General features: G+C 63.5%; 19 protein-coding genes and 1 tRNA gene. 11 read left to right on the top strand and 9 right to left on the bottom strand.

Going from position 1 to position 18,735, the window contains the following annotated elements:
- Positions 1-12 precede the first annotated feature (12 nt).
- The gene (gene rdgB, locus OXU43_03995) at positions 13-657 is read right to left on the bottom strand and encodes an RdgB/HAM1 family non-canonical purine NTP pyrophosphatase (protein ID MDD9824317.1); all 645 of its coding nucleotides are present in this window, start codon (positions 655-657) and stop codon (positions 13-15) included.
- Between the two features lie 81 nt (positions 658-738).
- Positions 739-1,455 (bottom strand): ribonuclease PH, encoded by a 717-nt coding sequence (gene rph / locus OXU43_03990; protein MDD9824316.1) that lies wholly within the window; start codon positions 1,453-1,455, stop codon positions 739-741.
- Positions 1,456-1,560: 105 nt separating this feature from the next.
- Here rph and OXU43_03985 point away from each other — a divergent pair, with 105 nt between their 5' ends.
- The 7 genes from OXU43_03985 to ubiA all read left to right on the top strand — a co-directional run bounded on the left by OXU43_03985 (position 1,561) and on the right by ubiA (position 9,290).
- Positions 1,561-2,436: a YicC family protein gene (locus tag OXU43_03985; protein MDD9824315.1), complete on the top strand. Its 876-nt coding sequence runs from the start codon at positions 1,561-1,563 to the stop codon at positions 2,434-2,436.
- A gap of 6 nt (positions 2,437-2,442) precedes the next feature.
- Positions 2,443-3,081 (top strand): guanylate kinase, encoded by a 639-nt coding sequence (gene gmk / locus OXU43_03980; protein MDD9824314.1) that lies wholly within the window; start codon positions 2,443-2,445, stop codon positions 3,079-3,081.
- A gap of 73 nt (positions 3,082-3,154) precedes the next feature.
- Positions 3,155-3,415 (top strand): DNA-directed RNA polymerase subunit omega, encoded by a 261-nt coding sequence (gene rpoZ / locus OXU43_03975; GenBank protein MDD9824313.1) that lies wholly within the window; start codon positions 3,155-3,157, stop codon positions 3,413-3,415.
- 53 nt (positions 3,416-3,468) lie between these two features.
- On the top strand, positions 3,469-5,634 hold the full coding sequence (locus OXU43_03970; protein MDD9824312.1) for a bifunctional (p)ppGpp synthetase/guanosine-3',5'-bis(diphosphate) 3'-pyrophosphohydrolase: 2,166 nt from the start codon (positions 3,469-3,471) through the stop codon (positions 5,632-5,634).
- 43 nt (positions 5,635-5,677) lie between these two features.
- Complete coding sequence (gene recG, locus OXU43_03965) at positions 5,678-7,813, top strand: ATP-dependent DNA helicase RecG (GenBank protein ID MDD9824311.1); 2,136 nt, start codon at positions 5,678-5,680, stop codon at positions 7,811-7,813.
- A complete protein-coding gene (locus tag OXU43_03960; GenBank protein ID MDD9824310.1) occupies positions 7,810-8,391 on the top strand; it encodes a chorismate lyase in 582 nt (193 codons plus the stop codon). Before recG ends, OXU43_03960 begins: the two co-directional genes overlap by 4 nt.
- Positions 8,388-9,290, top strand: coding sequence for a 4-hydroxybenzoate octaprenyltransferase (gene ubiA / locus OXU43_03955; GenBank protein MDD9824309.1), 903 nt, complete (start codon positions 8,388-8,390; stop codon positions 9,288-9,290). Before OXU43_03960 ends, ubiA begins: the two co-directional genes overlap by 4 nt.
- 18 nt (positions 9,291-9,308) lie before the next feature.
- On the opposite strand, the gene OXU43_03950 is transcribed toward ubiA, so the two are convergent.
- From OXU43_03950 to OXU43_03930, 5 genes are all read right to left on the bottom strand, one after another.
- Positions 9,309-9,380, bottom strand: a tRNA-Thr gene (locus OXU43_03950).
- Between the two features lie 55 nt (positions 9,381-9,435).
- Positions 9,436-10,233, bottom strand: coding sequence for an SPOR domain-containing protein (locus OXU43_03945; protein MDD9824308.1), 798 nt, complete (start codon positions 10,231-10,233; stop codon positions 9,436-9,438).
- On the bottom strand, positions 10,230-10,988 hold the full coding sequence (locus OXU43_03940) for a type III pantothenate kinase (GenBank protein ID MDD9824307.1): 759 nt from the start codon (positions 10,986-10,988) through the stop codon (positions 10,230-10,232). The genes OXU43_03945 and OXU43_03940 overlap by 4 nt, the downstream gene beginning before the upstream one ends.
- A 114-nt stretch (positions 10,989-11,102) precedes the next feature.
- Positions 11,103-11,942, bottom strand: a complete 840-nt coding sequence (locus tag OXU43_03935) for a biotin--[acetyl-CoA-carboxylase] ligase (GenBank protein MDD9824306.1) — start codon at positions 11,940-11,942, stop codon at positions 11,103-11,105.
- Between the two features lie 102 nt (positions 11,943-12,044).
- Positions 12,045-12,689: an FHA domain-containing protein gene (locus OXU43_03930; GenBank protein MDD9824305.1), complete on the bottom strand. Its 645-nt coding sequence runs from the start codon at positions 12,687-12,689 to the stop codon at positions 12,045-12,047.
- A 306-nt stretch (positions 12,690-12,995) separates the two neighbouring features.
- Here OXU43_03930 and OXU43_03925 point away from each other — a divergent pair, with 306 nt between their 5' ends.
- Positions 12,996-13,877: an FHA domain-containing protein gene (locus OXU43_03925; GenBank protein ID MDD9824304.1), complete on the top strand. Its 882-nt coding sequence runs from the start codon at positions 12,996-12,998 to the stop codon at positions 13,875-13,877.
- A gap of 73 nt (positions 13,878-13,950) precedes the next feature.
- Here the strand turns inward: OXU43_03925 and OXU43_03920 are convergent, their stop codons facing one another.
- Positions 13,951-14,349: a hypothetical protein gene (locus tag OXU43_03920; GenBank protein MDD9824303.1), complete on the bottom strand. Its 399-nt coding sequence runs from the start codon at positions 14,347-14,349 to the stop codon at positions 13,951-13,953.
- Positions 14,350-14,509: 160 nt separating this feature from the next.
- Here OXU43_03920 and OXU43_03915 point away from each other — a divergent pair, with 160 nt between their 5' ends.
- Positions 14,510-15,244, top strand: a complete 735-nt coding sequence (locus tag OXU43_03915) for a phosphoadenylyl-sulfate reductase (GenBank protein ID MDD9824302.1) — start codon at positions 14,510-14,512, stop codon at positions 15,242-15,244.
- 10 nt (positions 15,245-15,254) lie between these two features.
- On the opposite strand, the gene cysB is transcribed toward OXU43_03915, so the two are convergent.
- On the bottom strand, positions 15,255-16,229 hold the full coding sequence (gene cysB, locus OXU43_03910; GenBank protein ID MDD9824301.1) for an HTH-type transcriptional regulator CysB: 975 nt from the start codon (positions 16,227-16,229) through the stop codon (positions 15,255-15,257).
- Between the two features lie 142 nt (positions 16,230-16,371).
- On the opposite strand from cysB, the gene OXU43_03905 reads away from it, so the two are divergent.
- Both OXU43_03905 and OXU43_03900 read left to right on the top strand, forming a co-directional pair.
- Entirely contained in the window at positions 16,372-17,166 is a 795-nt protein-coding gene (locus OXU43_03905) for a sulfite exporter TauE/SafE family protein (protein MDD9824300.1), read from the top strand.
- A gap of 107 nt (positions 17,167-17,273) precedes the next feature.
- Positions 17,274-18,626 (top strand): DegQ family serine endoprotease, encoded by a 1,353-nt coding sequence (locus OXU43_03900; protein MDD9824299.1) that lies wholly within the window; start codon positions 17,274-17,276, stop codon positions 18,624-18,626.
- Positions 18,627-18,735 lie beyond the last annotated feature (109 nt).

Genomic DNA, 18,735 nt, shown 5'->3' with positions numbered 1-18,735 from the left:
CCGGGTAAGCCTTCAGCCGTGGCCGCTGCGCCTGGGCGTCGCCGGGCGCCCGGCGGCAAGGCTCTGCGCCAGTTTTCGGACGGCCTGCCCCCGGTGGCTGAGACGGTTTTTGCGGGCGGGCGAAAGGTCGGCGGAAGTGCAGCCCAGCTGGGGCAGGTAAAACAGCGGGTCGTAGCCGAAACCGCCCGCTCCGCCGGCGACGCGAGCCCCGGCAGAGGAAACGATGCACCCCTCCCAGGCGCCCTGGCAAATCAAAGGCGCGGGGTCGTCGGCGCGGCGCAGGTAGGCGATGCAGCAGCGGAAGCGGGCGTTGCGGCGCGCTTCGGGCACTCCCTCCAATTTCCGTAGCAGCAACCGGTTGTTATCGGCGTCTGTGGCGCCCGGTCCGGCATAGCGGGCCGAATAAATACCGGGGGCGCCGTCCAAGGCGTCCACCTCGAGGCCGGAGTCGTCCGCGATCGCCGGGAGGCCTGCGTGACGGGCCGCATGGCGGGCCTTGAGGAGGGCGTTTTCCTCGAAGCTCAGGCCGTTCTCCGGCACCGACGAGATTGCCAGTTCTCCTTGGGACAGCAGGCGAATCCCCAGCGGCGCCAGCAGCGCGCGCAATTCGCGCAGCTTGCCGGGATTGGCGCTGGCCAGCACGATTTCCTGCCGCATGATTGTCCCTATGATTGTTCTTGGGGCCGGTGCCGGGCCAGTGCCGGAACGGTCCCGAGCCGTTGCCCGCCGCCGTTCGCTCTACCGGCCCAGCGCCTCGCGCTGCAGGGCGAATAGGCGCTCCAGGCCGGAACGGGTCAGTGTCAGCACGGCTGCCAGTTGCTCGGCGTCGAAAGGCGCTCCCTCGGCGGTCCCTTGAACTTCCACGTACTCCCCCGAGTCGTTCATCACGATGTTCATGTCGGCGTCCGCGCTGGAGTCTTCCCGGTAATCCAGGTCCAGCAGCACTTCGCCGGCAACGATGCCGGCCGAGACGGACGCGATCATGCTGCGCAGCGGGCGTCCCCGCGCCCGGCGCCGCCGCAGGACATGGTTGACGGCGTCTTCCAGGGCAATGTAGCCGCCGGTAATCGCCGCCGTTCGGGTCCCGCCATCCGCCCGGATTACGTCGCAGTCCACGGTGATCGTGATCTCGTCCAGGGCCTTCAGATCCACGGCGGCCCGCAACGAGCGCCCGATCAGGCGCTGGATCTCCAGCGTCCTGCCGGACGGGCGGTGCAGGGTGGCCTCGCGGCGGGTGCGCCGCTCGGTGGCCCGGGGCAACATGCCGTACTCCGCCGTTACCCAGCCCTGTTTCCTGCCCTTGAGGAACGGGGGCACGCCGTCCTCGACGCTCGCGGTGCAGAGCACCCGGGTGCGGCCGAACTCGATCAGCGCGGAACCTTCCGCGTGATCCAGGAAGCCCCGGGTCATTCGTACCGGGCGCAATTCTTCCGCCGCTCTGCCGTCGGGGCGCATCGTTTTGTCTCCATGGTCTGTCTCTGCGAAAGAGGGCATTATAATAAGCCCGCGAAAAAACCAGCAACGGGACGCGCCTCGGCGTTCCGCACGGGGCACAAGACAATGATTTCCAGCATGACCGGTTTCAGCAGGGTGGAGCGGCAGGACCGATGGGGGCGTGCCGCCTGGGAGTTGCGTTCGCTCAACCACCGTTTCCTCGAGATCGGCGTGCACCTGCCGCGGGAATTGGCGGCCCTGGAACAGCCCTGCCGCGACCTGTGTCGGCGACATGTACGCCGGGGCAAGGTGATCTGCCAACTGGAATTCGAAGCTGCCGAAGGGTTGGTGTCGCATCGCATCAACCGCGCCCGGGTGCGCGACCTGTTGCAGGCGATGCGCGACGTCCAGGAGTTAACGGAGGGGCCGTGCGCGCCCATAGACCTGCCGCGGGTCCTGGAATGGCCCGGCGTACTGCAATCCCTGGATCTGCGGGAGGCAAGCATCCGCCAGCCGCTCCTGGATCTGCTGCAGGAGTCCGTGACGGCCTTTGTGGCGAAACGGCGGCAGGAGGGGGAAAGCCTGGGCCGCATTTTCCGGGAAAAATGCGGGAGTTGCGCCGCGATCCTGGACGAGTTGCGGCAGGGGGCGCCGCAACTCGCCGACCAGGCGCGCCAGCGGCTGCGCGAACAGGTGCGGCAACTGGCCGCGGGGGGCGCCGATATAGATCCGGGGCGCCTGGAGCAGGAATTGGTTCTGCTGCTGCGCCGTTCGGATGCCACGGAGGAACTGGACCGGCTGGGAATCTACCTGGAGGAGACGCGGCACCTGCTGGAACGGGGCGGCGCCATCGGCAAGCACCTGAATTTTCTGCTACAGGAGCTGCACCGGGAGTCGCATACCCTGGCCGCCAAGATCGGCGGTCTGCACAACGATTCCGCCGTTATTCGGCTGCGGCTGTTGGTCGAGCAGATGCGCGAACAGGCGCAGAACGTGGAATAGCGAGCCGTGCGGGCGGCCAGGGTATTTATCGTGTCGGGCCCTTCCGGGACAGGGAAGACTTCCCTGATCCAGGCGCTGCTGCGTTCGGTCACGCGCCTGGAGCTCTCCATTTCCTATACTACCCGTCCGATACGGCCGCAGGAGGAACACGGCAGCGACTACTGCTTCGTGACGCCGGCAGCCTTCCAGAAGATGATTAAAGAAGAGCAACTGTTGGAGTACGCCGAGGTTTTCGGCAATTTCTACGGGACCTCGCGGCATCGGGTGCGCCGGCAACTGGACGCCGGCAAGGATGTGCTGCTGGAGATCGATTGGCAGGGCGCGCGCCAGGTGCGCCGGGCAATTCCTGATTCCATGGGGATTTTCATTTTGCCCCCGAACTTCCGTTCCCTGCAGGAGCGGCTGCGGCGCCGGGGACAGGACGACGAACAGGTGATTCAGAGGCGCATCAGCGAAACGCTGGCGGATCTTTCTCACTGTGGGGAATACAATTACCAGCTTATCAACGATGACTTCGACCGCGCTCTGGAGCGATTGCGGGACATCGTTCGCTCGGTCCGTGCCGGCGGACCGGAGGCCCTTATAGAGAGCGACGTCCAGGAACATCTATCGGCCCTGATGGAAGAAGCGCGGCATTTTCGTTAAGATTGCCGGGGCCGTTCCCGAATCGCGCGCAGCGCCGGTCCGGGCGGATCGGTTTGTAGAGGAAAACGAAACCATGGCAAGATTGACGGTAGAAGACTGTCTCGAAAAAATCCCGAATCGGTACGACCTGGTATTGCTGGCGAGCAAGCGCGCCCGGCCGCTCAACATGGGGAAGGATTCGCTCCTGGAGGAAGAGACGGACGAAAAACCCACGGTGATCGCCCTGCGCGAGGTCGCGGCGGGCCTGGTGACGCAGGAAAACGTAGATAATCCGGGCGGCAGCGAACCTGGCGCAGAGGAACCGGAGGCGCCGACCCCCGCCGAAGACGCATAGCCCCCTTCCGCCGCCTTCGCCCGGGCGTGCGGGCGGGAGTGGGATGAAAACCCATGACAGAAGAAACGCGTTTTGCCGAGCTGGAGGAAAGCGTGGGCGCCTACCTGACGCCGAGCCAGGTCGAGAAAGTGCGCCGGGCATACCGCTTTAGCGAAAAGGCGCACCGCAACCAACAGCGCATCAGCGGCGAACCCTATATTCATCACCCGCTGGCGGTCAGCAGGATTCTGGGGGATATGCACCTGGATTACCAGACGATCAGCGCCGCCATCCTGCACGACGTCATCGAGGATACGGATGTCGCCAAGGAGGACATCCGGCGCCGGTTCGGCCGGGACGTGGCGCAACTGGTGGACGGAGTCACCAAGATCAGCCGGATTCAGTTCGACAATTACGCGCACGCCCAGGCCAGCAACCTGCAAAGGATGTTCATGGCCATGACCGACGACCTCCGCGTCATCCTGATCAAACTTGCGGACCGCATACACAATATGCGCACCCTGGGCGCCCTGCCGCCCGCCAAGCGCCGGCGCATTGCCTGCGAGACCCTGGAGATCTATGCGCCGATTGCGCAACGCCTGGGGATGAACAGCGTGCGGCTCGAGTTGGAAGAGCTGGGGTTCCGGTATTTCTATCCGTTGCGGTTCCGGGTGCTGGAGGAGCGCATGCAAGAAATTCGCCGGCGCGCCCAGCGTATCGTCACCCGCATCCAGCAAACGGTCGAAAAGCGCCTGCTGTTGGAAGGCATCGAGTCGCAGGTTCTGGGGCGGGAGAAGCACCTGTACGGCATCTACCGGAAGATGCAGAACAAGCATCTCTCGTTCGGCGAGATCTGCGACCTGCATGCCTTTCGGATCATCACGGCCTCGTCCAAGGACTGCTATCTTGCGCTGGGCGCCATCCACAATCTGTACAAGCCGGTTCCCGGGAAGTTCAAGGATTACATCGCCCTGCCCAAGACGAACGGCTACCAGTCCCTGCATACGGTGCTGTTCGGCCCTCATGGAATGCCCGTTGAGGTGCAGATCCGCACCCATGACATGGACCGCATCGCCGAGGCCGGCATCGCGGCCCATTGGTCGTACAAGTCGGGCGGCATTTCCGACCGGCGCGGGGCGTACCGACAGACGCGGAAATGGCTGCGGGACATACTGGAACTGCACCGGGCGGCCGGAGATCCGGAAGAATTCCTGGAGCATGTGCGGGTCGATCTGTTTCCGGAGGAAGTGTATCTGTTCACCCCCCGCGGAGACATACTCAAGCTGCCCAGGGGGGCCACCGTGCTCGACATGGCCTACGCCGTCCACACCGATGTGGGCAACCGCTGTGTGGGGGCCCGGATTGACCGGCAGCCGGCCCCGTTGAGCAGTCCGCTGAAATCCGGCCAGACCGTGGAGATCCTTACTTCGCCTTTTGCGCAACCCGATCCCGCATGGTTGAAATTCGTTACCACGGCCAAGGCCAGGGCCGGCATCCGACACTATTTGAAAGGCATCAAGTTGAGCGAGGCCCGCGACCTGGGCAAACGGCTGTTGCAGGCGGAGTTGGCGGCGCTGGCCATGTCCTACGAACAGCTCGGGGAGCGGGACATACGCGCCGTCCTGGAGTGCCACGGGCTGGACAGCAGGGAGCGTCTGCTGGAGGAAACCGGCGTGGGCAACCTGCCCGCGCACATCATCGCGCGGGAACTGTCGGCGGCGGATGGCAAGACCGCGGCGGCGGACGGCCCCGCGGCGCAACCCCTGGTCATCGAGGGTACGGAGGGCATGGCGATCAGCTTTGCCAGGTGCTGCCACCCTATTCCCGGGGATGCGGTCTCGGGCTACGCCAGCCCCGACCGCGGTATCGTGATACACCGGCGCTCCTGCAAGAACATGCGCCGGCGGCGCCGGCACCCGGAACGGCTGATCTGCGCCGAATGGGCGAAGGAACTGGACCGGGACTTCGTCGCCGTACTGCAAATGCAGGTGGCGAATCAGCGCGGCGTTCTCGCCACCGTGGCCAGTGCCATTGCCGACCAGGGGATCAACGTCATCAATGTAGGGATCAAGGGTGGCCGGGAGGAACGCACGACCTTGCAGTTCGCGCTGGAAATTCGGGACCGGAAGCATTTGGCGCAAGCGATCCGGAGGATCCGCCGGCTCGGCCAGGTCTCCCGCATCGAAAGGACGGGGGACCTGCAAGAGTCTCAGGAGCAAAACGATCTCATGTATTGGTAGAGGGGGGAAACCGCGGCAGGCGGGCGTCTCCGAGGCGCCGGGGATGCCGGCGGCGACTACGGCGACGGATGCGCGGGGCGCCGTTGCCGCGGGGCCCGCGGACATGCTGGATGCGCCCCTGGATTGTTTCGTTCGCAGTGCCCCTGCCACTGTCCGTAAGTTCCGGCGGCTGGGACTGAATACGGCCCGGGATTTGCTATTTCATTTCCCCCTGCGGTACGTGGACAAGACGCGCATCGTACCCATAGGCCAGCTGCTGCCCGGGCAGGAGGCGCTGGTCGAGGGGACGGTGCGGCACAGCGAGATCCGCTGGCGCCCGAGGAAAAGCCTGGTCGTCTGCCTCGAAGACGACACCGGCTTGTTGCAGCTGCGGTTCCTGCACTTCGCCCGCTCCCAGCAGCAGAGATTCCGGGACGGCGCCGTAGTGCGCTGCTACGGCTCGGTTCGGCACGGCGCCTTCTCCCTGGAGATGGTGCATCCGGAATGCATGACGAGCCGGGCGAATCGGCCCATGCCGCTGAAAACGCAACTGACCCCGATTTACCCCTCCGGGGGGAATCTCTCCCAGGCATCCCTGCGGCGAGCGATCGGCAGTGCCCTGGAGCGGGTTTCCAGGGACCAACGACTCCAGGAGGAACTGCTGCCGGAGCGGGTTCTGGGCAACGGGGCCCTGCCTCGCTTCTGCGACGCCTTGCAATTTGTTCACCTGCCGCCTCCGGGCGCGGATACCGACGCCCTGCGGGAGAGGGAGCACCCCGCCTTCCGGCGCTTGGCCTTCGAGGAGTTGCTTGCGCACCGCATGGCGCTGATGCAGGTGCGCGCAAAAATGCGGGCCCGCAAGGGGCTGTCGCTACGGGGCGACGAGGCGGCGATACGGCGCTTCGTCGCCAGCCTGCCGTTCGCGCTTACCCCGGCGCAGCAGCGGGTCATCGGCGAAATACGGCAGGATCTCCAGCGCGAAGTGCCCATGATGCGCCTCCTGCAGGGCGATGTGGGCTCGGGGAAGACGGCCGTGGCCGCCGTGGCCGCCCTGGAGGCGGCAAGCAGCGGCCGCCAGGCGTGCGTGATGGTCCCTACCGAATTGTTGGCCGCCCAGCATTACGAACGTTTCTCCCAGTGGTTTGGCGAGCTCGGCATACCGGTGCTGTTATTGACCGGCAGACTGACGCGCGCGCGCAGAAAATCCCTGCTGGGGCGGTTGCGGGACGGGGGCTCGACATTGATCGTCGGCACCCACGCCCTGCTTCAGGAGGAGGTGGCCATTCCCGACCTGGGCCTGGCGATCATTGACGAGCAACACCGCTTCGGCGTGTATCAGCGGTTGAACCTCCTTAACAAGGGAGCCGAGGACACCCGTCACCCCCATCAGCTGGTGATGACGGCCACCCCTATACCGAGGACATTCTCCATGGCGATTTACGCGGACCTGGATCTCTCCGTCATCGATCAAATGCCCCCGGGAAGACAGCCGGCGAACACCGCGGTTGTCTCCTGCCGCCGGCGCGAAGAACTGGCGCTCAGGATTGCCGCCGCCTGCAACCGCGGCCGCCAGGCGTATTGGATCTGCAGCTTGATCGAGGAAACGGAGAAAATCGGGAAGCAGTCCGCCATCCGCACCCACGAGTATCTCGCACAGAGTCTGCCCGGACTGCGGATCGGATTGATCCACGGTCGCATGAGACCCGCGGAAAAGGATGCCGTCATGCAGGAATTCATGAACGGCGGCCTGCAAGTGTTGGTTGCCACCACCGTGATAGAGGTCGGTATTGACGTGCCCAACGCCAGTTTGATGATCGTCGAGAATTCCGAGCGTCTCGGCCTGGCGCAACTGCACCAGTTACGCGGACGCATCGGCAGGGGAAGCACGCGCGGAGACTGTATCCTGCTCTACGAACCGCCCCTGAGCCAGGTTGCCCGGGAGCGCCTGATGACCATGCGCGACACGCAGGACGGCTTTAAGATCGCCGAATGCGACCTGCGGCTGCGCGGTCCGGGAGAGCTGTTGGGCACACGTCAGAAGGGGTTGCCGCAAATGCGCATTGCCGACCTCTACCGCGACCGGATGTTGCTGCCGGAGGTTCGGGCGGCCGCCAGAGACTTGCTGGAGGAGCACCCCGAACGCATTCCTCCGCTGCTCTACAGGTGGCAGGGGGGGCGGCCGGAATATGGCAGCGCGTGAACCGGAAGCCGGCAGGTCTCGGCAAGATGCGCCGCGCGCTTGTCAAGAGGAGGCGCGGCTCGCCGCCCGCGGAAGTCCGCGATATCCTGGGGCACACCGGTTCCCTTACCCAATTGGCGGGGCGGCGCTGCCCGGAACGGCTGCGGATCGAGATCAAGCGCCAGGGTTGGGCGCCCCTGCTCTGCGATGAACGCAGGGCGCTGCGCCTGCGCCCGGGACAGTGGGGGTGGATCCGGGAAGTGTTGTTCCGTTGCCGGGACAGGCCGTGGTTCTACGGGCGCAGCGTCATGACGGGGAATACTCTGCGTCGAATCCGCTACCGCTTGCGCAGACTGGGCGCGCGGCCGTTGGGGGCGTTGCTTTTCTCCATGCCCGGGGTGGCCAGGGAAGAATTGCAGGCGCGCCGGCTAGGCCGCAAGGCGCCGCTCTACGGGCTGGCCGCCGCGGACTGTCAGGGCGCCGCGCGGCGGCTGTGGATGCGCCGTTCCCGCTTTCGCATCGGCGGCCGGCCGCTGCTGATTACCGAGGTGATCCTGCCCGGTTTTTGCCGCAACAAAGGCGGAGGTGCGCCAAAGTGAACACGGCAATCGGGGGCGCCCCACGCAAGGGCTTGCCGAGACGCGCCGTCCGTTATGCCCTCCTGATCCGCCTGCACCGTCCCATCGGCATATTTCTCCTGCTATGGCCTGCCCTGTGGGCGTTGTGGGCGGCCGCCGGCGGCATGCCTCCCCCCGTGTTGGTGGTAGTTTTCGTATGCGGTTGCGTGCTGATGCGCTCGGCCGGGTGCGTGATTAACGATTGTCTGGACCTGCGCTTCGACCGACAGGTCGCGCGCACGAAGGGGCGCCCCCTGGCCCGCGGCCTGGTCAGCCTTCGGGAGGCGGGCGCCGTATTCGGGACGCTGGTCCTGCTCTCGGCCCTGCTGGCGCTGACCTTGAGCCCGCCGACGATCCTGCTGGCCGTGGCGGCCCTGTTCCTGGCCTGCACTTACCCGTTAATGAAGCGCTGCTTTCGCGCCCCCCAACTTTACCTGGGGTTGGCCTTCAGTTGGTCTATCCCCATGGCATATGCGGAGATTACCCATTCCATACCGCCAGCCGCCGGGTTGCTTTTCCTGGCAAATCTTTGCTGGACGGTGGGCTACGATACCCTGTATGCCATGGCGGACCGGGAAGACGATTCCCGGATCGGCCTGCATTCTACGGCATTGCTTTTCGGCAGGCAGGACCGGATCATGGTCGCTGCCTTGCAGGGCGCGGCCTTGATTTTGTTAGCGGCGCTGGGGCTGTCGCAGGGGTATCGCCCGGTCTTTTATTTTTGTCTTGCGCTCGCGGCTTTGCTTGCGCTTTACCAGCAATACCTCGTTCGCGAGCGCCGCCCCGCTATGTGCATCCGTGCTTTCGCCAATAACGGATGGCTGGGGGCCGTGGTCTTTTGCGGCTTTTTGGCGAACTCCTGGCCCCTGCCGTCCAATTAATGCGGTTGGACTTTGCGGAGCCCCGAGAGGGATTCGAACCCTCAACTGATGATTACAAATCATCGGTTATGGCCGTTTAACTATCGGGGCCTGACCATGAAGGCAACAGGGGACGTCCCCCTTCCGATAACCGTTGCGACGGCCCCTACGGCACCTCCGTTGCGTCGCATTCTATCACGGTCTCTTCTCCTCGCGAGAGGGGGGCGCCAGACAGGAAGCCGCTGTCCGACCTTGCTTTCTCTCCGAACCGGGCGTACACCCAGGTAGCCGGCTGTTTGCCCCCGTAGGGCACTATGATCGGCCGATATCCCTGTTCTCTTAACTCTTCGAGCCTCCGTTCCACCTCGGAACGGTCGGAGAAGACTCCCAGCGACAGGGCATTTTTGAGGTTGCCCCTCCGAATCAGCCGGTAGTTGCCGATCCCCTTTTCCTTCAAATCGTCTATGGTCTCGGCAAGTGCGGCGAGCGATTTCCGGGGGGCCATATAGATCCAATAGTACGGGCGCTCCTTCGGTTTTTCCACGTGTCGCCGGTTGCGTACGTCGCGTTCGTTGAGCCAGGTTTGCAGTCGGTTCGCCCTGGACTCCTCGAAGAAAGGGCCGAAACTGAGACAGGCGTCCTCTCCTCCCTCCGGGGCATTGCGCCATTCGGCGGGCCACTCCGGAGGGCGCTCGTCCGCAACCGCTACGGATTCATCCAGGTCGGGCCCGGACCTGGGGGAGTCTTCGGCGCGCTCCGGCGCGGCCGCTCCCTCCGGCAAACCATTCGCCGCCAGGGAGGGAGGCGGAAGCGGCAACTCCGAGAGCAGAAGCAGTTTCTCCGGAGGCTGTTCCACCGCCAATCCATGGACCGCGTTGAGCTCGTCCTGGAGGAGGACGTTGCGGTACGACCAGCCGAAAAACACCGCGTTCCCCAGAAGCAGGATGACGAAAAACCACTTCACTGGCCAAGCCCGGCAAAATATGCCAGTCCCTCCAGAACCAATCCCGGAGCATGCGTACTCCCCGCTCCGACCAGGCCGGCCAGTTCCGCGGCGTCTCCGCCGTCGAACAGGATACGGATGTCTTCCCCGTAACGTGCCCTGACTTCGGCAACGATGTATCGCAGCGCCCCCACGATCATGTAGCAGTTCCCGAAGCGCACCGCTTCGTCCGTATCCCGCCCCAGGCTCAGAGCCCAATCGGGTCCGGAAAATCGCACGTTGCGCAGTTGCGCCGTCCCCCGGGTAAGCGCTTCGCATAACAGCCTCTTCCCGGGAAGGATAACTCCCCCCGCGTGGTTTCCCTCCCGGTCCAGCACGTCCACGGTGATCGCGGTGCCGCAATCAATCAGGCAGAGCGGCTGGCGATACCTGGCCCAGGCGCCTGCCATCGCCAGCCACCGGTCGATCCCCAAAAGTTCCTTCCTGCGATAACCGTTGCTTATCCCGCCCAGCCGGTCGGAGACCTTCGGGTATTGCGGAGCAAGATTCCACCGCTGCCGGGTCCATCGCTCCAGGGCCCGGCCCACCCCCGCTCCTCCTACGTTGGCGGCGTACACGGCTTCCGGCCGCCGCTCGCGAGCCCAAGCGGAGGAAAAGGCTTCTTGCGGGCGTCGCTTTTGGTAGCGCAGGGAACGGATCTCGCTTCCCTGCCGGGCGTCGCCGCCGTGCATAACCCACTTGATCCGACTGTTCCCGATATCGATCAATAATTTCAATGTCGGTTCCGTTGTACTGCCGCCGCCCGGGGCGGCTTCCCTATTCGTCGTTTGCTTGCCGAAGACCGGGCGGTTCCCCGGCTCCAAGGCGGCTTAACATGGCAATATGGATGTTCATGCCGCCGCCGCGGCGCCCCGGACATCCTTGCGGAATCGGCCATGCGATGCCTCCTGCATCAGGGGCAACAACGCATTCAACACGGTCGCGGCGATGCGGTTCCTGGACAAGGGGCGACTGGCGGCCGCCCGCAGATCCGTATATGGCCGGTCAACCTCTTCCGGCAGTCCGGCGGGGAGCGAGACGTTGAGCCCGACACCCAGCACGACCCGGCAGGATTTATCCGCGCCCCTTCGTGCCTCCACCAGGATCCCGCCCAGTTTGCGATTGCGATAGAGCAGGTCATTCGGCCATTTCGATTCGATTCCCCGCGCCCCCAGGGGACGCAAGGCGCGGACGATATGGTCGGAGGCGGTCATCGCCAGTGCGGAGAAGTGCCTGGGGTAATCTTTCAGGGTCCAGCCAATCGAGAGGTAAAGCCCCGACGCCAGAGGAGAAACCCAGCGGTTCTTGCCTCTCCCCCGCCCCTGCGTCTGCCCCTCGGCAATAACCGCCAGCCGGTGGGCGCTGCGCGGTTTCTGCCGCAAAATATATCCGTTCGTGGAAGGGATGAGGAAATGGAGCTCCAGGCGCCGCGCCAACTGTCGGGCGCCGGTCTCCATCCCGGCCAGTATTCTTCTCTTTTCCAGCAATTCCAGCGGCGCGCTCAGGCGGTAGCCTTTCCCGCGTGCCGCCACGATCTCGACACCGCAGTCGCTCAGGCAACGGAGGCGGCGCCGTACGGAAGCGCGGCTCAAGCCCAGCGCCGCCTGCAATTCCAGGGAGGAATGACAAGCGCCATCGGTCAGCAAGGCGAGCAACTCCCGCGAACGATTGCCAAGGCGAGGATACGGCATGGTCGCGGCTCGGCGCCCGGTCGGCATCTTTACGCCCCGGGCGAAGACGGCGCGATACTCCGCGGCACCGGGTATCCCGCTCCGGGATACGCAGGCATGCGCTCAGGATTTCTTCTTCTCGGACTGGCCGGTGGTGCTGGCGGATATCGTCTGATCGTCTATGAAATTCTCCAAGGTCATGTCTTCCACTACATCCTCTCCGAAAGGTTCGCTGGGGGGCTTTATGTCGCCGGGGGTTACCGGAGCGGGCTGCCTGGCGGGCGTCGCGATTTTCGTCATCTCCGCATCGCCGGCGATCAAGGTCTGGTCGGCGTCGGACATTCCCGGCATAAGGAACTTGAACCCGTATTGGTAGAGCTGAATGGAATCGCCATGCTTGAGTTTCACCGCGGCGGTGACCTTCTGCCCGTTCACGAAGGTGCCGTTCACGCTCCCCTGGTCTTTGATCCAATACCCGTAATCCTTGTATTCGATCATGGCGTGGGAGCGTCCCACGGTGGGTTCCGGCACCACGATATAGCTGACTTTTCGGTCTTTTCCAGGTATCCGTCCGATCATTGTCGGCCGCCGCGTCTGCAGGGAATGCTTCTTCTTCTGGGTGACCTGATCGATGTCCTCAAGATAGGCGGCTTCTTCCGCGGCGCCTCTGCCCCCGGCTGCCCCCCGATGTCTCAGCAACAGGAAGGCAACGACCCCCACGACGACAATTGCCGCTACCGCGACGATCAACATCAGGTTCGATTCCAACTTCGTAATCCTACAAGCAATACGGGGGCCGACGACCCTTGCCTGCCGCCCGGTTCAGGTACGGTTCAGGCAGGCCGGCGACCACGCACATCGCGCATAACCTGCGGGTCTTGCGCCCCATTATAGCATCCCCCCGCCGGCCCCCGCCGGGGGAACGCCGCAAAATGGCGGTTGCCGCTCCGGCCGGGGAGGGCGGTGCCTCCCTCCGTTCTCCGCCGTTGGCGGTCGGATATTCCTTTTTACTTCTATAAGCCAGCATAACCGGGTATAATTTACCATATTCGGGTTCCTGGCCGTTTATCAAGAGTGAGATTTTTAGCTCCGAAAAATTCAGGCGCCGTCAAACTCCAGATAGGGAAAGATACTCTTCAGTTTCAATCTCTGGAGGCCTTCGCTTTTGCCCTGGAAGGTCGGGTGTCGGTGCCCATGGAGCGGTTCTCGCAATTCGCCGGACTGTCCGTCAGCGCTTTGCGGCAGGAATCGGTCCTCACCAAGAAAATGGAGACCAGGATCGTCCGGTTGTTCAACAACTCCTCCCCCAAGGCGGAATTGGGCGCGATAGAGGATTTCTTCAGCCTCATTCCCATCGCCAGCTTCTCGAAAGATTACGGATGGCGCTCCATCATGGCGGCTTTACAAAAAGCGGACGCGGGAAGCACCCCGACGATAAAGGATTTCCGCCATACCGCCCTCGTTAAATACATGCAATATCTGGCAACCCGCCAGCAAATCCTCAAGGAGTTCCGCGCTTTGAAAAAGCGCGGCAAGCAGCTGCCCCAGGGGATCGATCTCTTAGCGCGCGAGGGTCCTGTCGCGCAAGAACCGGCGGAACAAGAACGGGCGGAAAATAGAGGATTCGAGCGGCTCCCTAAAGGAGAACCGATCTCCCTCGAAATAGAAGAAGGCCAGGAGGTCAATATGATCCTATCCAAGCACAAGTGCAGGATCGTCATGGATCGGCAACCGAAGTTTGTCGGCCTCAGCGCCGAACCCATCCTGCTTGAGCCGGGACGCACGGCGATCGGCAGAGACACGACCAACGACATCGTTGCGGACAATTCCTGCAGGGATATATCCCGGTTGCATCTGGTGGTGGAATACCGCCCCCGGAAAAACATTCAACTCACCGATCTGTCCTCGCACGGAACTTACCTGCCGACGTTTTTCCTGGAAAAAGCCCATCATTGACGGGTCAGCCGGATTTGGCTGGCGAAATTCGCGCCGCCAGGGCCTGAGCCCGCCGCCGCGATGGCTCCAATTATTATTTTCCGAAAAGGCCCTTAATCCAGCCGAGAAAACTGTCGGCGTCGGCCCCCCCGCCGCCGCCAGACCGTCGCCCCGGCCGCGGCGCGCGGCGCCGGGCCGCCGCCGCTTTGGCGCCTACCGACCCGCTGCGCGGCGCTTGTTCCGCTTCTTTAGGGGCGGCGCCGGAACCGCCCTGCAACAGGGTCTGGACCCGATTCGCGGCATCGCTTCCCAGCTTTTCCCCGGTCTGGCGGACAAGATATGCGTCTTCGTAGCCTTTGCGCTTCAGGTCCCGTATGATTTCTTTGATCGCTTTGTCTTTCGCTTTCTTTTGCAGCGCAACATACAGCGTATCAATCAGCACCGAAGACCATGCAGTGGATTGCGTACTGGTATTATCGGTTTCCTGAGCCATACATCTCGACCTTCCCGCTATGTCCCCGGCCTTGTCTGGCGCCGGGCGCGCCCGCATACGCCGCGGGCGCTACCCATAACGTTCCATATGATAAACTGAATTCGGCGAACGAAAAGAAGCATAATAACAGTTTTTAGCGTACAGAGAACGGAACCAGCGCATGATCGATCCCAACGAGATTGAAAAGATGGCCTCGGAATGTCGGCGCCTCTCGCCGCAAGCGGTCTTGGAACTGGCCTTGAGCCGTTGCGACAAGATCGCTATCGCCTTCAGCGGCGCGGAAGACGTAGCGTTAATTGATATGGCCGTCAGGGCCGACCCGCGGGTCAGCGTATTCTCGCTGGATACGGGTCGCCTGCACCCTAAGACCTACCGGTTCCTGGAGAAAGTGCGGGATCATTACAGTATCCGTATAGAGCTTCTCTTTCCCGATGCGGCGCAGCTGGAAAATATGACCAGGGAAAAAGGCCTGTTCAGCTTTTACCGGGATGGGCACAAGGAGTGTTGCGGCATACGCAAGGTCGCCCCTCTAAAGCGGAAGCTGGCTACGCTGGACGCCTGGATCACTGGCCAGCGACAGGATCAGAGCCCTGAAACCCGCACCGGCATTTCCGTCGTGGAGAGAGACGCCGCCTTTTCCTCGGCGGAGCGCCCCCTGATCAAATTCAATCCCCTGGCCGAGTGGACGTCCGCGCAGGTATGGCAATATATCAGGGAGAACGATATCCCCTATAACGAGCTGCACGAGCAAGGATATGTCAGTATCGGATGCGAGCCGTGCACCCGGCCGGTGTTGCCTTATCAGCACGAGCGAGAAGGCCGTTGGTGGTGGGAATCCAAGGAATTGAAGGAATGCGGCCTGCATCAAGGGAATGCGGAGGCGGGGGAGCGATAGCGGGAAGCCCCTAAATGTAGGGCAGCTCGCAGGAGGAGAACAGCTCGTCGAGATCCTCCTTGCCGCGGGAAGCGCAGGCCTTGTCCACCACCTCCCGGGTCAAGTGGGGGGCGAACAGGGAAATGAAATCGTACATGTATTGCCGCAGATACGTCCCCCTGCGAAAACCGATCTTGGTAACGCTGGGCGGGAACAGCGCGCTGACGTCGAGGGAGCGCAATTCGCCGTCGGTTTTCGGGTCGTATGCCATGCGGGCGATGATGCCTACGCCCAACCCCAGCTTGACGTAGGTCTTTATGACATCGGCGTCGGTGGCGGTAAACACCACGTTCGGCGCCAGCCGCGCCCGCCGAAAGGCGGCGTTCAGTTGCGACCCGCCCGTAAACCCGAATACGTAGGTGATGAGCGGATGCTTCGCGATCTCCCGCAGGCTTAGTTTGCCAACCCGGGTCAGGGGATGGCGAAGCGGCACGACGATGCTGCGGTTCCAGCGATAACAGGGCATCATGATCAGCTTGTCGAATAACTCCAGCGCCTCGGTCGCGATGGCAAAGTCCACCTTTTCTTCGGACGCCAGCCTTGCGATCTGCATGGGCGTGCCCTGGTGCAGGTGCAACGAGACCTTGGGATAACGGCGGATAAAACTCTTGATCACCGCCGGCAGTCGGTACCTTGCCTGGGTATGGGTGGTCGCCACCGACAGGCTCCCGGAGGTCTCGTTCTTGCTTTCTCCAGCGATGCGGTGAAGGTTCTCCGTCTGGAGCAGGATTTCCTCGATACATTCCAGCAGCTTTTTCCCTACCGGGGTAACGGCAGTCATACGTTTCCCGTTACGCTCGAAAAAACGCACTCCCAGTTCATCCTCCAGGAGGCGGAGCTGCCTGCTGACGCTAGGCTGGGAGGCAAACAATCGCTTGGCGGCGGCCGATATATTCAAGCCATGGCGGGCGATCGTGTGCGCATATCTCAGTTGCTGCAATTTCATTATTCAAAAAAAGCATAAATTATCCATATATTATACTATTTTATTGCAAAAGGGGGCAGTACACTGGTTGCGCGCCCCGGACTCCGGCCAGACGAAAAAAGGCGGGAGCCGTTCGTTTGTCAGGCAATTCGACCTTGAACCAATGGAATTCAGCCACATACTCGCGGGCTTTGCGGTCGGCTACATCATCGGCCTGACCGGCGTAGGCGGAGGCTCGCTGATGACCCCCCTGTTGATATTGGGGTTTGGGGTAAAGCCGATCGTCGCGGTGGGCACCGATCTGCTGTACGCGGCGGTTACCAAAAGCGGGGGAGTTTGGATCCACCACCGTCTCGGCAATATTCGTTGGCGCATCGTGCTGTTGGCCGCATCCGGCAGCGTTCCCGGCAGCCTGCTCGCCGTGCTGGCGATCAAACATCTGTATGTTCACGGCGGCGATTACGAACCGGTCATCACCTTCGCCCTGGGGCTCGCCCTGTTGCTGACCGCTCTGGTAATCCTGTGCAAAGACCGATTGCAGCGCATCGGCCGGGACCGCCCGCCCCCCTCTGCCCTCCGCGTGCTGCGAGGGAATCGGGGGGGCGCCGCTGCTACTGCCACCGTCTTTGGCGGTTTTTTCCTCGGCATATTGGTAACCCTCTCTTCCATCGGCGCGGGGGCCCTGGGAACCGCTGCCCTGATGCTCCTGTACCCGCGTCTGAAAGGCACGCATGTCGTAGGAACCGACCTGGCGCATGCCGTCCCGATAACGGCCATTGCCGGGTTGGGGCACCTGTATTTGGGCACGGTGGACTGGATTTTGCTCGGGGGCCTACTGGCAGGCTCCCTGCCGGGGATCTTCCTGGGCAGCCATTCCGGCCCCCTGCTCCCGGAAAAGGCCATCCGCATGCTGCTGGCGGGGATGATGATTCTGGTGGGATTGCGGGTGGTGCTTTAGCGCGCTGCCGCCGCTCTCGGCCGCTGGCGCCGCGCCGTGCCCTGGGATACGATCCGCGCCCCGGTCCCGCAAAGACCCGTTTCCCATATGCAGCCGAGGGAGGAATCATGTCGCATCGTTACCCGTATTTTCTGACCGTCCTGCTGGGGGCGGCTCTCTGTGCCGCCTGGGCGGCGCCCTCGCGGGGGCACGGCGGCGCGCAATCCTCCAGCGTCGCGCCCATGCTGAAGCAGGCCACGCCCGGTGTCGTCAACATCGCGACCGAGGGCAGAATCCAGCAGCGCGGCCGCATCCTGGTGGACCCCTACTCACGCCGGTTCTTCAACATTCCGGCCCCGGAGAGGAAGTTCCAAAGCCTGGGATCCGGCGTCATCGTAGATGCGGCGCGGGGACTGGTGCTGACCAACAACCACGTGATCGCCAATGCCGATCAGATCACCGTAACCTTGCTCGACGGGCGCACCCTGGAAGGAGAAATCGTAGGCGCCGATCCCGGTACCGATGTGGCGGTGGTCCGCATTGCGGGGGACGGCCTGGTGGAGTTGCCGCGGGCCGACGCGGATCAACTGCGGATCGGAGACTTCGTGGTGGCGATCGGCAACCCCTTTGGCCTGGGGCACTCGGCCACCCACGGCATGGTGAGCGCCTTGTACCGCAGCGGCCTGAACCTGTTGAACTACGAGAACTTCATCCAGACGGATGCCCCGATCAACTTGGGCAACTCCGGCGGCGCGCTGGTGAACTTGCAGGGGGAACTGGTAGGGATCAATACGGCGATCTTCTCCAACCAGGAGCGCGGCGGCAGCGTCGGCATCGGCTTTGCCATCCCCATAGACCAGGCCATGCAGGTCATGGAGCAGATCTTGAAGTACGGCAAAGTCCGGCGGGGCTACCTCGGCGTGCGGGCGCAGGACCTCAGTCCGCAACTGGCCGAGGCATTCGGCCTGCAAAAGGAACGGGGCCCGGTCGTCACCGAAGTGTTCCCGGGCTCCCCGGCGGCGGAGGCCGGCCTGCAGCTGAGAGACATCATTCTTGAGATTAACGGCAAGGCGGTGGAGAACAGCGGCGACCTGCGCAACGCGGTGGGCCTGATGCAGCCCGGGGAGGCGGCGGACTTCCGCATTCTGCGCGACGGCAGCGCCCGCAACCTGCAAGTGCGGGTACGCGCCCTGGAAGCGAGCCCCGGCGAACGGCGCGCGCGGGCGGAGACGCCCCGGGCGCGGAACCGGCTGTTATCCGGGGTGGTCGTGGGCGATGACAAAGCCGGAGTGCGCCTGACCCGCGTGGAGCGGGGCACCCCCGCCTGGAGCGGCGGCCTGCGCCCGGGCGATGTCATCCTAGCCGTTAACCAACGGCCCGTGCGCAACGTGGACGAATTCCTGCGCGCCGTGGACCGGCAACCGACCCTGCTGCTGCGAGTGTCGCGGGGCAATACGACCCTGTTTCTCTTCATCCGGTAGGCGGTCGCGGACAACCGGGCCGCAGCGCCGCAAGCCGTTACGCAATCGAGGGGAAGAAAAGCGCTTCTTACGCATCACTCCCCGATTGCGTAACGGCCCCCGCCCCGCC

This window comes from Gammaproteobacteria bacterium (assembly GCA_028817255.1).
In the GTDB taxonomy this organism is placed as follows: Bacteria; Pseudomonadota; Gammaproteobacteria; order Porifericomitales; family Porifericomitaceae; genus Porifericomes; species Porifericomes azotivorans.
Note: the sequence above shows the minus strand (reverse complement) of the source record. Positions and strands in the feature narration are given on the sequence as shown.